Here is a 13,912-nt window from a genome sequence, read left to right on the forward strand (position 1 = left end):
GGCAGTTATGTCTCGGAATGAATCAGAATCAACATCCGCGCTGTTTGATGACCAGGTCATCAATGCTGATGCAATAGAAGCGCTACTGGATGATGAACAGGCAACGCAGGAATGGCATCGTTATAGTGTTATTCGTGCAGCCATTAAAGGGGATTTAAACGCCGATATCAGCTTGGACATTAGTGAACAGGTTCGTATTAGTGTTAATGAGGAATCTAATAAAGTTGTGACACCAGGTTTTGGTCGCTCTAAGAGCCAAAATAAAGCTGCGTCACGCTGGTTCCAGCCTTTCGCTAAAGTGGCTGTCGCGGCCAGTGTTGCTGTTGTTGCGGTAATGACTGTACAAACTTACCAGCAGCCGGCAACGCCTGAAGGGGGGAGTGCGGAACCTGCGTTACTAACCAGCCCAATTGGAGGTGGTCGTGAGCCTGTCAGCCTGAATCGGGTTGAACCAATGTCACAAATTAACGATCAGCAACGCCGTCGCCAGGTTCAGTCGTACATGATTGATCACCAGCAACAACTTATGTTGCAGCAAAAAGCAGAAAGCGAAGAGAAACAATCTGAGCAGGAGCTCAACAAAGGTAATTAAAATCATGATATCTCGGTTGTACCGGTCCATTTTATGCGGGGCTTTTTTATTAGCAGGAAGCTCTGTTGTCAGTGCACAGCAAAATAGCGAACAAACAGAGAACGGTGCTGACTGGTTCAACCGTATGGCGGTCGCCTTAACAGAACTGAATTTTGAAGCTTCTTTAGTTCACGCGCATGGCGATCAAATCGAGCCCTACCAATGGTTACAGGGCAACGATCCTGACGCAGGAAGTGCCGAACTTTTAATTCAAATGAACGGCCCTGATTTTCGTATTTTAAGAGTCGATGATCGGGTTGCTCACTTCAATACCTCTGCCAGTAATTACGCATTGAAATCTGATAGCATCACTGCAATTCTTCCAGCGGCCTTTGCTGAACCTTTTGAACGCTTAAGTCATAGCTACCAGGTAACAGTTGGTGGAGGCGCGAGGGTTTTGGGGCGCAATGCGCAACATATTCGCATATTAAGCAGAGACAGCCAGCGTTACAGCTATTCGTTATGGATTGATCGTAAGCATGGTATGCCGCTCAAGGTCATTATGTTGAATCAGTCAGGCGACGTGGTAGAGCAGGTACAACTGACGAGCTTATCTGTTCGTGAAACTGCGCCCGAAATAATGACCGAAATTAAAAATATTGAAATGCCTCCCATGCTTGAGGACCTTCGAGTTAAAAGGCCAACACAGTATGATGCGCACCCCCGCTGGGCACCACAAGGTTTTAGATTATTAAGTCAGCAAAGTCATACCCTGGTGTTAGATTCAACGCCAGTCGACCATTACTTGTTTTCAGATGGTCTGGCAGAGTATTCAGTTTATGTTGCAGAACTTACTGAGGGCATGGAAACCGATCTTGCGCTATCTTCCTCACAAACTTTATTCTCAAAGCGGTATAATAATTTTCTTGTGACCGTTGTGGGGCAGGTGCCGTTGGCCATGGCTCAACGTATAGCGACAGAAGTTAAATAATGAAAGAGATTGCCGAAGTTACCGCGGTTGAAGGCAACCGGGTTACAGTAACAACTGAACTTAAAACAGCCTGCTCTGGGTGTGCACAGGTTTCTAACTGTGGTGCCGGTATTCTGAGCAAGGTCTTTGCTGACAGAAATGCACAGTTCACGGTAGTAACGGAACAAGCTTTTCGTCCTGGCGAACTTGTGCAACTTGAAGTACCTGATACCGCTGTAACGCGTTTTGCTTTATTACTTTATGGCTTACCTATACTGATGCTGCTTCTAATAGCCGTATTACTTGAGAATACAGGCACCTTAACTGAAGGCTTTATTATTTTGCTGTCTTTTGCGGGCTTCGCTTTAACCTTTTGGGGGTTAAAACGCTGGTTTCGCAAACGTGATATTCAAGTCAACGCGATGGTTAAACTGGAAGCTTCAGCTGAGGTTCAGCACTCAAACCCCTGAACTGGCATAAAGTCCTTTGTTCTTGCCGCTAACATGAGTATGATCGGGGCTAATTTTTTAAGTTCCAGAATTTAGTTTTACAGAGGTATCATCAATGCCGAATAGGGCGTTCAAGCAAAGTAATATTCGTAACTTCTCGATCATCGCTCACATTGACCACGGTAAATCGACCTTGTCGGATCGCTTGATCCAGCATTGTGGAGGACTGACAGACCGCGAAATGGCCGAGCAAGTGCTGGACTCCATGGACTTGGAGCGCGAACGCGGTATTACGATAAAAGCGCAAAGTGTAACGCTCTATTACACAGCAAAAGACGGTGAGACCTATCAGCTAAACTTTATCGACACGCCCGGACACGTTGACTTTTCTTATGAAGTATCACGTTCATTAGCTGGCTGTGAAGGTGCCTTGCTGGTTGTTGATGCTGCTCAGGGTGTAGAAGCCCAGACGTTGGCAAACTGTTACACCGCAATTGAAATGGACCTGGAAGTAGTACCGGTACTGAACAAAATTGACCTGCCACAAGCCGATGCCATGGGTGTTGCTCAGGAAATTGAAGACATTGTGGGCATTGAAGCGGTTGATGCAGTTCAGTGTTCGGCTAAAACTGGTTTAGGTATTGACGACGTGCTTGAGCGCATTGTCCGGCAAATACCGCCGCCCAAGGGCGAACCAGAAGAGCCATTACAGGCCCTGATCATCGATTCCTGGTTTGATAACTATCAGGGCGTGGTCTCTTTAGTTCGAGTGCGTAATGGTACTTTACGTGCTGGTGAGAAGATGACTGTGATGTCTACCGGACAGTCTCATCAAATAGATAAAGTTGGTTATTTCGACCCTAAACCGCACGAAACCGGTATTTTGCATACCGGTGAGGTGGGCTATGTAATTTCTGGCATTAAGGATATTTTAGGTGCTCCGGTTGGGGATACGCTGACCAACACGCGTAATCCGGCGAAAGAACCGGTTCCGGGCTTTAAAAAAGTAAAACCTCAGGTTTATGCGGGTATGTTCCCGATAAGCTCGGACGACTACGAGTCGTTTCGTGATGCCTTAGGGAAACTGTCGTTAAATGACGCCTCGCTTTTCTATGAACCAGAAAACTCAGCAGCGCTTGGCTTTGGTTTCCGTTGTGGCTTCCTTGGTATGTTGCACATGGAAATTATCCAGGAGCGACTTGAACGTGAGTACGATATTGACTTAATCACCACTGCGCCGACCGTGGTTTACGAAGTTGAAAAAACTGACGGTAGCATGGTGAAAGTTGATAACCCGGTTAACTTGCCGCCGGTTAACGATATCGAAACCATTTATGAACCGATTGTAGAAGCTAATATTTTGGTTCCTCAAGAATTTTTGGGGAATGTCATCACTCTTTGTGTTGATAAGCGTGGTGTGCAAACTGCCATGGCTTATCATGGTAAACAAGTCTCGGTAACTTACGAACTGCCTATGGCTGAAGTGGTTATGGACTTCTTTGACCGATTAAAGTCGACCAGCCGTGGCTACGCATCGTTAGATTATCAGTTCAAGAAATTTGAACCTGCGGACATGGTTCGTGTCGATATATTGATTAATGGCGACCGCGTCGATGCTTTAGCAATGATCACTCACCGTGATCATGCGGAAGGGCGAGGCCGGTTGCTGGTTGATAAAATGCGTGAGTTAATTCCACGGCAAATGTTTGATATCGCGATTCAGGCGACCATTGGCAACCATGTTATTGCACGTTCAACGGTCAAGCAGCTGCGTAAAAACGTAACAGCTAAATGTTATGGCGGTGACATTAGTCGTAAGAAGAAGCTTTTACAAAAACAAAAAGAAGGTAAAAAGCGCATGAAGAACCTGGGTAACGTTGAAGTGCCTCAGGAAGCCTTCCTTGCGGTTTTAAAAGTGGGCAAATAGGAAATGGCCAATTATTTTTCAATTATTTTAACCTTTATTACTGTTATCTCCGGATTGTTCTGGCTCTACGATGCCAGAGTATTAAAGCCAAAGCGCAAAGCGGTTATTGCTGAGGTTGAGAACAAAACAACCAGTGCTTTAACCGATGAACAAAGAGAGAGTCTGGCACCTCAGCCTAAATTAATGGAACTGAGTGAGTCCATTTTTCCTGTTATCGCTTTGGTGTTAGTGGTTCGCACCGTTCTGTATGAGCCATTTCAGATACCTTCCGGCTCAATGATGCCAACTTTGCTGAAAGGTGACTTTATTCTGGTAGAGAAGTTCTCTTACGGTATTAAGGACCCTGTCTTTCAGGAAACTTTAGTTGAAACAAATCAACCTGAGCGCGGTGACATCGCTGTGTTTAAGTATCCGGAAAACCCAAATATTGATTATATAAAACGTATCGTGGGCTTGCCCGGTGATCGCATTATATACCGTAATAAAACGCTTTATATTCAACCGGCGTGTGCTGAAGGTCAACGCGACTGTGAAGAAATGAAAGTCGTTAAATCGTCATTAAAAGAAGACGGAACCTACTTTTCCGGTTCGTCACCGCTACGGACATACAGCGAAGACTTAGGTAACGTAACTCACGATATTCTCGTAGACCCGCGTGTTGCGTCACGTATGGCAATGTACTTTAATCAGCCGGGCACCCAAAGAGATGAATGGGTGGTACCGGAAGGCCAATACTTTGCAATGGGTGATAACCGCGATAACTCTCGTGACAGCCGCTACTGGGGATTTGTTGATGAGGAATTACTGGTCGGTCGAGCCGTATTTATCTGGATGAGTTTTGAAATGGATCGCAGTCGCGATAGTTGGTTGCCGTCATGGCTTCCTACCGGAGTTCGATTTGAAAGGCTAGGGAGTATTGAGTGAGTTTGCCCAGACCACCGTTCACGGAACTGGAAAAAATTGTTGGTCATCGTTTTGAGCAGCAGGATTTGCTGCGCCAGGCAATGACCCACCGTAGTGCGTCATCGAATCATAACGAACGTTTAGAGTTTTTAGGTGACTCCATTTTGGGGTTGGTTATAGCCGAGGCTCTATACCAGCAGTTTCCTAATGTCGCCGAAGGTGATTTAAGCCGTATGCGCGCAGCCATAGTCTGTGGGCGCTCATTGGCTAAGCTTGGTAAGAAGATGGGCTTGGGTGACTTTTTGTCTCTGGGGCAAGGCGAGCTGAAAAGCGGCGGGTATCGTCGTGAATCTATATTGGCTGACGCAGTAGAGGCAATTATTGGCGCCATCTATCTCGATAGTGAAATAGACACTGTCCGCCAAGTGATACTGAACTGGTTTCAGCCACAACTGGAACAAATTAAGCCAGGCGTCAGTCAGAAAGACCCTAAAACCCGATTGCAAGAATTACTGCAATCACGCCAACAGCCTTTACCCGAGTACGACGTTGTTGCTACGCAGGGTCAGGCTCACAACCAACAATTTACCGTAAACTGTTCTGTAGAAGGTATCGATGACCCTTTTAAAGGCACAGGTACCAGCCGCCGTAAAGCCGAACAGGCAGCAGCAACGGCCGCTTTAGAACATTTGCAGGAGAGCGCATGACGCTGGATATTGAACTGGATGAGAATAAACACAGTGGCTTTGTTGCCATCGTTGGTCGTCCTAACGTAGGTAAGTCGACACTGATTAACCATTTGCTTGGACAAAAAATCAGTATTACCTCCAATAAACCTCAAACGACCCGACACCGTATTCTGGGCGTTGATACTGATGGCGACTGCCAGGCTATTTATGTGGATACGCCGGGTATGCATAAAGAAGAACCCCGTGCGATTAACCGTGTTATGAACCAAACCGCTTCGTCTGCTCTAAAAGACGTCGACTTAGTGCTCTTTGTTGTTGAAAACTTAAAGTGGTTGGAAGATGACAAAATGGTGCTGGAGAAAATTCAGCGCAGCAAAACACCCGTTGTACTATTGGTTAATAAGGTCGACCAGCTTAAAGACAAAGAACGATTATTACCGCATTTGCAGTGGTTGAATGAACAGCATTCATTTGCTGCTATTTTGCCAATATCGGCGACTCACGGTGATAATATCGACGAGTTGCGCAAAATTGTCCGCAGTCATTTGCAACCGGGGTATCACTATTATCCGGAAGACTATGTCACCGATCGTTCAGTACGCTTTATGGCGGCAGAAATTATTCGCGAGAAACTGATGCGCTTTACCGGCGACGAGCTGCCATACGAAACCACGGTAGAAATTGAGCAGTTCGGCCATTCTGATAAGGGAACTACCCATATTCATGCGTTAATACTGGTAGAGCGCGACGCGCAGAAGCGTATGATTATTGGGCAGGGCGGCAGTAAGTTGAAAACGATAGGCACTGAAGCTCGTCGTGACCTGGAAAAACTGCTGGATAATAAGGTGATGATGAAGCTTTGGGTAAAAGTGAAATCGGGCTGGTCAGACGACGAGCGTGCATTGAAGAGTCTGGGTTACCGCGAGGACTAAACAGTGGCGCAGCGGGCACTGGTGTTGCATCGTTGGGACTATCAGGAAACCAGTCTGATACTGGACTTGTTCACCGAAGATGACGGTCGAGTCCGGGTTGTTGCCAAAGGCGCAAAACGCCCGAAAAGCCCATGGCGCGGTCTGGCTCAGCCCTTTATACCTCTACTGGCCGAGTTTCAGGGGCGCAGCGAGTTAAAAACCTTAACCTTACTCGAGCCGCAGCAGACCACCGAAAGGTTGCAGCTACAAGGCGAGAAACTCTATAGCGGCTTTTACCTTAACGAGCTGATTCAGCGCTTGGTACCAGCAGAAGGTGAAGCTTCTGAATTGTTCCAAAGTTATTTATCCACTTTGCATAATATGACCGCGAGTGAGCGTGTAGAGCCAGCTTTACGTCAGTTCGAATGGCATTTGTTGCAACACCTTGGCGCTGCTTTTGACTGGTATTATGATGCTGATAGTGGTCAGGCATTATCGAATTACGACTGGTGTTATTTTATTCCCGATCATGGTTTTGTGACACAAGCCAGAGATGATCAACAACGAGCGTATTTGGTGGCTGATATTGAAAAACTGGCCGCCTGGGACGTTGATGACGAGAGCCGTTTACGGCAATTGAAATACATTATGCGTGACGCTTTATCTGTTTACTTAGGCGATAAACCACTGCGCAGTCGTGAATTGTTCCGCGGAAATCACCCAAGTGAAAGGAGCTAAATGATGAAAGGTCTGCGTCTGGGCGTTAACATTGACCACGTAGCCACTTTGCGTAATGCACGAGGCGTGCGCTACCCCGACCCCGTTGCTGCGGCTGGCATTGCCGAGCGTGCAGGTGCTGACGGCATTACCATTCATTTGCGTGAAGACCGTCGCCACATTACTGACCGCGATGTTGCCATGCTAAAGCAGACTCTGAATGTGCCAATGAACTTAGAAATGGCCGTAACAGAGGAAATGTTGGATATAGCGATAAAAACAAAGCCGACATTCAGTTGCCTGGTGCCGGAAAAGCGTGAAGAACTGACGACAGAAGGCGGCCTTGATGTTGCTGGTCAACTGAACTCTATTACCCAGGCAACTCAACGACTGACTGAGGCTGGTATTCAGGTGTCGTTGTTTATTGATGCTGACCGCGAGCAAATAGACGCCGCTAAAGATGCTGGTGCCCCTATTATTGAACTGCATACGGGGCAATACGCTGAAGCAGAAACCGAGCAAGAGAAAACACGGGAATTAGCTCGCTTAATGGAAGCTGCCGAATATGCGCACTCTATTGGGTTGCAGGTAAACGCCGGACATGGTCTGCACTACCACAACACATTAGAAGTTGCACAAATACCACAAATGGTAGAACTGAACATTGGTCATTCTATTATTGCCCGTGCGGTACTAGATGGTCTGGATAAAGCTGTCCGCGATATGCGGGAGATACTCGATAAGGCAAGGTAATGGCGATAGTAGGACTGGGTACGGACATCATTGAAGTGTCTCGTATCGAGAAGTCGTTAGCGCGAGGCGATAGTTTGACCAAGCGTGTATTGACCCCGACAGAACAGGAAGAAATGAGCGCATCGGTAGACGAAGCGGCGTATTTAGCCAAACGATTTGCCGCTAAAGAAGCTTGTGCTAAAGCCTTTGGGCGGGGTATTTCGGCCGGACTTTCATTCCAACATATGCAAGTGATTCACGACGAGTTTGGTAAGCCGGGCTGGCATTTCACAGATACTGCCGCACAATGGATTGAAGAGATGAAGGTTGTTGCAAGTCATTTGTCGATAAGCGACGAGCAGCATTACGCCGTGGCAACGGTCATTTTAGAATCTGAATAAACTGGGTTAAAAACAACCAAAATGGCGCAATTCTTTAAACCGCAGAAGCGTAATAAATCCGTGAGTAAAACCCTGAGAGCGCAGGTTTCTGCGTTGGATCATCAGGCGCGGGCGGTTATCCGGGGTGAGGGTAGTAAAAAGCAAACACGCTTTATTATGGGGGCCTTACCCGGCGAAGTTATTCAGTACAAAACAACCGGCAAGCATAGTGGCACGCTTGAACGCATTCTGGAGCCAAGCGCTGACCGCCGGGATGCTCCTTGTAAATACTATGACCAATGCGGTGGTTGCGACTTTCAGCATGTGGCTGAAAGTTATCAGTTAGGCCACAAACAACAAGTGGTGGAAGAGCTGTTCCAGAAGTTTGGTGTGTTTGACTCAGCGACCGAGAGTTTGCCCTGGCAGGCACCGCTAGTTAGCGAGCCCACAAGGTACCGCCGACGAGTGCGGTTAGCAACGCGCTGGTTAGGTAAAGAGCAAAAGCTGCTTATTGGTTTCCGGGAAGCGCAAAGCCATCAGATTGTTGCGGTTGATGACTGCTTAGTGGCCGACGAAAGTTTGTTGCAAGCTGTGAATAGGCTGTATCCGGTACTGAATACTTCAAGTATTGCAACTAAGCTGGGCCATTTAGAAGCTATTCACACCAATAAGCCAGTTATTTTATTGCGTATAACGGATAGCTTGCCAAAAGACGCTCTGCAGTCACTAGGGAGCTGGCAGGCAGAACATAATATCGATATCTGGCTGCAAAGCGAAAACGAATTAACGCCACTGAACAACGCAGGTTTACCCTTTGATACCTCCATAGACGGTGACAAACTCTACTTTCAGCCGGGTGACTTTCTGCAGGTTAACGGCGGTATTAACGAACGTATGGTGCAGCAGGCCATTGACTGGCTAGCACCTGAGAAAACACAGCGAGTGTATGACTTTTTCGCAGGTATTGGTAATTTCAGCATTCCACTGGCACGCCGGTCGAAATCTGTGTTAGCCGTCGAAGGAGTCTACCGCATGGCGAAGCAAACGCTCAGCAACGCAGAAGCCAACGGTTTGAATAACTTAACGCCGCTGTCTGCTGACTTGAATGACATTAGTGCGTCCGACTTAAAGAACCCTGCAGATTTATGGTGTCTGGACCCGGCACGTCCGGGCGCGGAAGGTGTTATGACATTACTCAAAAAGCTCAAACCTGAGCAACGACCTTCCCGAATTGTGTATGTGTCTTGTGCGCCTGACACACTCGCGCGCGACTTGGCTATAATCGCTGGGTTAAAATCTGATAAAAAGAGCTCCGACTACCGTATAACTAAGCTCTGCACAGTTGACATGTTCCCGCAAACGCATCACATTGAAACCATGGTTTGTCTGGAACGAGCGTCGTAAATCATGGTCCATGTACGCAGTACCCACGTGGATGATCCCAAGTATAAAGACAGTGAACAGCATTGGCTGAACGCTGTGAGTGATCCTGAGCCATTAGAAAGCACTCTGGAGCAGTTAAAGCAGCAATTTCCGAAAGAAGAAGCAGCGCTGTTAAAAGGCCAGGAAATGGTTGAAATACTGGCTCCGCTCAAGCTCGATGCCGAATCGCTGCTGGCGGCGCTGTATATGCCTCTTTTAGAAGCCGGCAAACTCGATTTAGATAAATTAAACGGTAAACAGTCTAAAACCCTGGTAGTGCTGTTGCGCAATGTGCAACAAATGCAGAGTATCGGTGACTTACAGCATTTTCAGCACGGCCAGCCCGACGGCGGCCAAATAGATAATGTGCGACGCATGCTATTGTCCATGGTAGAAGACGTGCGTGCCGTATTGATAAAACTGGCAGAGCGTATCTGCTACTTGCGTGAAGTGAAAAAAGCCGATGAAGAAACTCGGGTGCTGGCCGCCAAAGAGTGTGCTGAAATTTACGCGCCGTTGGCCAATCGCTTAGGCATAGGCCAGCTGAAATGGGAGCTGGAAGACATCTCCTTTCGCTATTTGCACCCTAATACCTATAAAACCATTGCCAAACGCCTGCATGAGCGTCGGACCGACCGCGAGCAATATATTGATAATTTTGTCTCTGAGCTGCAAAACGCGCTGAGACAGCAAGGTATCGATGCGGACGTTTACGGGCGCCCTAAGCACATCTACTCGATTTGGCGCAAAATGCAGAAAAAGCATCTGCAGTTTGATCAGCTGTTCGATATTCGCGCTGTACGTATTCTGACGCACAACCTGAAAGACTGTTACGCAGCCTTGGGTGTGGTGCACTCGCGCTGGCGGCATATCGCGTCCGAGTTTGATGACTACGTGGCAACACCAAAGCCAAACGGTTATCAGTCTATCCATACGGTGGTTATTGGTCCCGAGCACAAAAACGTCGAAATTCAGATACGTTCGCACGACATGCACGACGACGCCGAGCTGGGCGTAGCCGCGCACTGGATGTACAAAGAAGGCGCGTCGGCTGGTAAACGTCACGGCTTTGAAGACAAAATAGCCTGGCTGCGTAAGCTATTAGCCTGGCACGAAGATATGGCCGGCAGCGAAACTCTGGTGGATGAAATTCGCTCGCAGGTATTTGAAGACCGCGTTTACGTTTTTACCCCGAAAGGCGAGGTAGTCGATTTACCCATGGGCTCTACGCCGCTGGACTTTGCTTATTATATTCACAGCCAGGTTGGCCACAAGTGTATTGGCGCAAAGATCGACGGTCGCATTGTGCCTTTTACCTATCAATTGCAGAATGGTGACAGGGTTGAGATTTTAACTCAGAAGAATGCTCAACCACGGCGTGACTGGCTTAACCCACAGCTCGGATATTTGCATTCCTCTAGGGCGCGAGCCAAGGTTCATACCTACTTCAAAAAAGAAGACAGAGAAAAGAACCTTCAGGCGGGTAAAGAACTGCTGGAAAACGAACTGCAGAAGCATCAGTTGCATGTGCAGGACGCGAGCAAAGCGGTAGGGCGATTTAATGTACCCACACTGGATGACTTACTTGCCGCCATTGGTGCTGGTGATGTGCGCCTGCATCAGGTGGTTAATTTCCTGAAACCTCAGGAAACCGAAGTAGAAAAAGTTGAGCGTTTAACTAAACGTCGTAAAGCCAAGCAGTCGCCGAAAACACCGAAGTCTGATGTAACGGTAGAAGGCATTGGTAATTTAATGATGCACTTTGCCAATTGTTGCGAGCCCTTGCCGGGTGAGCCTATTACCGGTTTTATTACTCAGGGCCGGGGCGTATCTGTGCACCATAGAGACTGTGATCAGTTAACGCATTTATTGCATCAACACCCTGAACGCGGCATTGAAGTGTCCTGGTCGGGGCACTCCAAACAGGAATACCGTGCCAGTCTGCGAGTATCCGCATTAGACCGTAACGGGCTTCTGCATGATATCACCAGCGTGTTGTCGAACGAAAAGGCTGCGGTAGCGCAAATGGACAGTGAAAGCGATGCTCAGTCACAGTCAGCTACGGTGGTGTTAACCTTAACGGTAAAAGACAGCGACGCACTCAGTCGAATTATGGACAGACTGCGACAGGTGCACGGTGTTGAACAGATCCAGCGAATCACGTTAAAACATTAGCCCTTTAAAACATCAGCCAATAAAACAGTGGAGGTACCTCAGTGAAAGGAATGCAACAGCTGCAACAGGTTATGGCACAGTTGCGAGATCCGGAAAGCGGTTGCCCATGGGACTTAAAGCAGAACATGACCTCGTTAATTCCTTACACCATTGAGGAAACCTATGAAGTTGTTGATGCTATTCAGTCGGGAAACTGGCAGTCGATAAAGGACGAACTGGGTGACTTGTTGTTTCAGGTGGTGTTCTACGCCCAGTTAGCGCGAGAAGAACAGCAGTTTGAGCTCGATGACATAGCTGCACACACCGCCGATAAGCTTATAAGCCGGCATCCTCATGTATTTGGTACTGATGCCGAACGGAACCTGTCTGACGCGGAAATTAAGGCTCAGTGGGAACAAATAAAGCAGCAGGAGCGTACAAAGAAAGACGCTAAAGGCTCCGTGTTTGATGACATTCCCAGTCAACTGCCCAGCGTTTTAAAAGCCGCTAAGCTGCAAAAACGTGCTGCGTCAGTGGGCTTTGACTGGACCGAGGCGGAGCCTGTTTACGCCAAAGTGGACGAAGAAATACAGGAAGTAAAAGAAGCTACAGACCAGGACCACATTGAAGAGGAAATTGGTGACCTGCTGTTTGCCGTTGTAAATTTAGCCCGCCACAAACAAGTAAACCCCGAAGCCGCACTGCAACGCGCCAATGAAAAGTTCAAAAGCCGTTTTCAGACTATAGAGCAGCGCTTGAGTGAGCAGGGTAAAAACGCTACCGACTGCAACCTCGATGAACTTGAAGCTCTTTGGCAGCAAGCTAAGCAGGTCTAGTGGTATGGCGTAGCCTGACATTCAAATCAGGCACCTGGAATGTTCGCTCTAAAGTTGCCAAAGTTGATGTTGAGTCGGTGGGTGATTGGTGCGAAGGTAATATCTTTGAAGAAGATCATGCTCATGGGGTGAGAAACCTGGTAACGGATCCTGAGCTGCTTTCCGAAATAAAATAATAGAGGCAGTGATGCGATTGTGGATGTAAGTTATAGAGTGTAAAGCTGAAAAACTGGAGACTGAAGATGCCTAATTTTTTATCATATAAATTAATGTCTGCTGCTTTAAAATGCAGTTCTCAGCTTATGCTCGGAGCGCTCTTGATTGGCGTTCTTGGCTTTACACCTCAGTCTTATGCTCAGAGTTCTCAGGGCGCCACCCTGGATGCAACTTCTCATGAAGAATTAGCACAGTCGCTGGACGAGCTTTCTTACACGACGACCAAAGCTGACTACGAAGCTATGATACACACGTTGAATCTAATGGTGATTGACCGGTCCCATGGGGAAGTATTTCGACCCTTACCTTCTGCAGTAAAAGAGGTAGGTGACATTGTGCACGGTATGACTCCTACCGAGATCATTGAGCTGGGACAATCACTGAAAAATCCTCCGGGGACCGAATTGGTAGACCAACTCTATTTAATGTCGATACGACCACGCACAGAAGAGCAGAGCGAGAGGATTTACTCGCAAATTTTGCTTATTGCTCTTGCGGGGTCTGCATCACACCTGAAGTTTTCCGAGGACGTTTCAAGCGATATTTCTCTCTATAGCGGCTCTTCGTCCCCTAACAAGAAGCTGAAAGAAAATGTAAAAAAAGTGAGTCGCACTCTGATACCGACATTAGAGAAATGCTCTATAGCGGCTGAGGAGTTGAGAGCTAGTGGCGAGGATAATCTTAGTGATTTTCCTAAACTTGTAGCTATGAATAGTATTATTGACGTGGTGTCTGATCGCATGAGTAACATGGAAGAATTTAAACGCTACAGGGATACGCTTTACTCTTATTTCTCGGTGTATTTTTCCAGTCGGTCAGATCGACGAGTTTGTAAGAATACTCTTTTACCCGGGCTGGGACTGGAAGAAGAGGATGAAAAATCACTCCTTTTGTGCGCAGTATATGACTCATTGAATACTTGTATGACCGAATTGCGTCATGAACAAAGAGTAATAAGAGGGACGGTTTCAGAAACGCCGTGAATAAACTGAATAAACAAGAGATGGACAAAGACGCTCGGCGTATACGTTAGTT

Annotated in this window: 15 protein-coding genes; all 15 read left to right on the top strand. The window is 47.4% G+C overall.

Going from position 1 to position 13,912, the window contains the following annotated elements; all coding sequences use genetic code 11:
- The first annotated feature begins 7 nt into the window (after positions 1 to 7).
- The 15 genes from VBY75_RS01675 (at position 8) to VBY75_RS01745 (ending at position 13,860) form a co-directional block, all read left to right on the top strand.
- A complete protein-coding gene (locus VBY75_RS01675) occupies positions 8 to 592 on the top strand; it encodes a sigma-E factor negative regulatory protein (protein WP_199494194.1) in 585 nt (194 codons plus the stop codon).
- 4 nt (positions 593 to 596) lie between these two features.
- Positions 597 to 1,562, top strand: coding sequence for a MucB/RseB C-terminal domain-containing protein (locus VBY75_RS01680; protein ID WP_054488118.1), 966 nt, complete (start codon positions 597 to 599; stop codon positions 1,560 to 1,562).
- On the top strand, positions 1,562 to 2,011 hold the full coding sequence (locus VBY75_RS01685) for a SoxR reducing system RseC family protein (RefSeq protein ID WP_054488117.1): 450 nt from the start codon (positions 1,562 to 1,564) through the stop codon (positions 2,009 to 2,011). The genes VBY75_RS01680 and VBY75_RS01685 overlap by 1 nt, the downstream gene beginning before the upstream one ends.
- Positions 2,012 to 2,105: 94 nt before the next feature.
- Positions 2,106 to 3,917, top strand: a complete 1,812-nt coding sequence (gene lepA / locus VBY75_RS01690; RefSeq protein ID WP_054488116.1) for a translation elongation factor 4 — start codon at positions 2,106 to 2,108, stop codon at positions 3,915 to 3,917.
- Positions 3,918 to 3,920: 3 nt separating this feature from the next.
- Entirely contained in the window at positions 3,921 to 4,841 is a 921-nt protein-coding gene (gene lepB / locus VBY75_RS01695) for a signal peptidase I (RefSeq protein WP_416510741.1), read from the top strand.
- The gene (gene rnc, locus VBY75_RS01700) at positions 4,838 to 5,527 is read left to right on the top strand and encodes a ribonuclease III (protein ID WP_199494190.1); all 690 of its coding nucleotides are present in this window, start codon (positions 4,838 to 4,840) and stop codon (positions 5,525 to 5,527) included. Before lepB ends, rnc begins: the two co-directional genes overlap by 4 nt.
- The gene (era, locus tag VBY75_RS01705; RefSeq protein WP_054488110.1) at positions 5,524 to 6,441 is read left to right on the top strand and encodes a GTPase Era; all 918 of its coding nucleotides are present in this window, start codon (positions 5,524 to 5,526) and stop codon (positions 6,439 to 6,441) included. Before rnc ends, era begins: the two co-directional genes overlap by 4 nt.
- A gap of 3 nt (positions 6,442 to 6,444) precedes the next feature.
- Positions 6,445 to 7,158, top strand: coding sequence for a DNA repair protein RecO (gene recO / locus VBY75_RS01710; RefSeq protein WP_224797318.1), 714 nt, complete (start codon positions 6,445 to 6,447; stop codon positions 7,156 to 7,158).
- A 3-nt stretch (positions 7,159 to 7,161) separates the two neighbouring features.
- Positions 7,162 to 7,890, top strand: a complete 729-nt coding sequence (gene pdxJ, locus VBY75_RS01715; RefSeq protein WP_224797603.1) for a pyridoxine 5'-phosphate synthase — start codon at positions 7,162 to 7,164, stop codon at positions 7,888 to 7,890.
- Positions 7,890 to 8,270: a holo-ACP synthase gene (acpS, locus tag VBY75_RS01720; RefSeq protein ID WP_054488105.1), complete on the top strand. Its 381-nt coding sequence runs from the start codon at positions 7,890 to 7,892 to the stop codon at positions 8,268 to 8,270. The genes pdxJ and acpS overlap by 1 nt, the downstream gene beginning before the upstream one ends.
- A gap of 21 nt (positions 8,271 to 8,291) precedes the next feature.
- Positions 8,292 to 9,653 carry a 23S rRNA methyltransferase gene (locus VBY75_RS01725; protein ID WP_278356096.1) on the top strand — a complete coding sequence of 454 codons (1,362 nt, stop codon included), beginning with the start codon at positions 8,292 to 8,294 and terminating at the stop codon, positions 9,651 to 9,653.
- A gap of 3 nt (positions 9,654 to 9,656) precedes the next feature.
- Entirely contained in the window at positions 9,657 to 11,846 is a 2,190-nt protein-coding gene (gene relA, locus VBY75_RS01730) for a GTP diphosphokinase (RefSeq protein WP_222235445.1), read from the top strand.
- 41 nt (positions 11,847 to 11,887) lie between these two features.
- On the top strand, positions 11,888 to 12,661 hold the full coding sequence (mazG, locus tag VBY75_RS01735; RefSeq protein WP_414653615.1) for a nucleoside triphosphate pyrophosphohydrolase: 774 nt from the start codon (positions 11,888 to 11,890) through the stop codon (positions 12,659 to 12,661).
- Positions 12,661 to 12,837 carry a hypothetical protein gene (locus VBY75_RS01740; RefSeq protein WP_224797611.1) on the top strand — a complete coding sequence of 59 codons (177 nt, stop codon included), beginning with the start codon at positions 12,661 to 12,663 and terminating at the stop codon, positions 12,835 to 12,837. The genes mazG and VBY75_RS01740 overlap by 1 nt, the downstream gene beginning before the upstream one ends.
- A 66-nt stretch (positions 12,838 to 12,903) precedes the next feature.
- A complete protein-coding gene (locus VBY75_RS01745; RefSeq protein WP_224797322.1) occupies positions 12,904 to 13,860 on the top strand; it encodes a hypothetical protein in 957 nt (318 codons plus the stop codon).
- The last annotated feature ends 52 nt before the right edge of the window (positions 13,861 to 13,912 follow it).

This window comes from Idiomarina sp. HB (assembly GCF_048059115.1).
GTDB classification, from domain to species: Bacteria; Pseudomonadota; Gammaproteobacteria; order Enterobacterales; family Alteromonadaceae; genus Idiomarina; species Idiomarina abyssalis.

Excerpts from the sequence above, each read along its gene's own strand:
- VBY75_RS01675 (WP_199494194.1), top strand. The coding sequence starts at position 8 with ATGTCTCGGAATGAATCAGAATCAACATCCGCGCTGTTTGATGACCAG.
- VBY75_RS01680 (WP_054488118.1), top strand. The coding sequence starts at position 597 with ATGATATCTCGGTTGTACCGGTCCATTTTATGCGGGGCTTTTTTATTA.
- VBY75_RS01685 (WP_054488117.1), top strand. The coding sequence starts at position 1,562 with ATGAAAGAGATTGCCGAAGTTACCGCGGTTGAAGGCAACCGGGTTACA.
- lepA (WP_054488116.1), top strand. The coding sequence starts at position 2,106 with ATGCCGAATAGGGCGTTCAAGCAAAGTAATATTCGTAACTTCTCGATC.
- lepB (WP_416510741.1), top strand. The coding sequence starts at position 3,921 with ATGGCCAATTATTTTTCAATTATTTTAACCTTTATTACTGTTATCTCC.
- era (WP_054488110.1), top strand. The coding sequence starts at position 5,524 with ATGACGCTGGATATTGAACTGGATGAGAATAAACACAGTGGCTTTGTT.
- pdxJ (WP_224797603.1), top strand. The coding sequence starts at position 7,162 with ATGAAAGGTCTGCGTCTGGGCGTTAACATTGACCACGTAGCCACTTTG.
- acpS (WP_054488105.1), top strand. The coding sequence starts at position 7,890 with ATGGCGATAGTAGGACTGGGTACGGACATCATTGAAGTGTCTCGTATC.
- VBY75_RS01725 (WP_278356096.1), top strand. The coding sequence starts at position 8,292 with ATGGCGCAATTCTTTAAACCGCAGAAGCGTAATAAATCCGTGAGTAAA.
- relA (WP_222235445.1), top strand. The coding sequence starts at position 9,657 with ATGGTCCATGTACGCAGTACCCACGTGGATGATCCCAAGTATAAAGAC.
- VBY75_RS01745 (WP_224797322.1), top strand. The coding sequence starts at position 12,904 with ATGCCTAATTTTTTATCATATAAATTAATGTCTGCTGCTTTAAAATGC.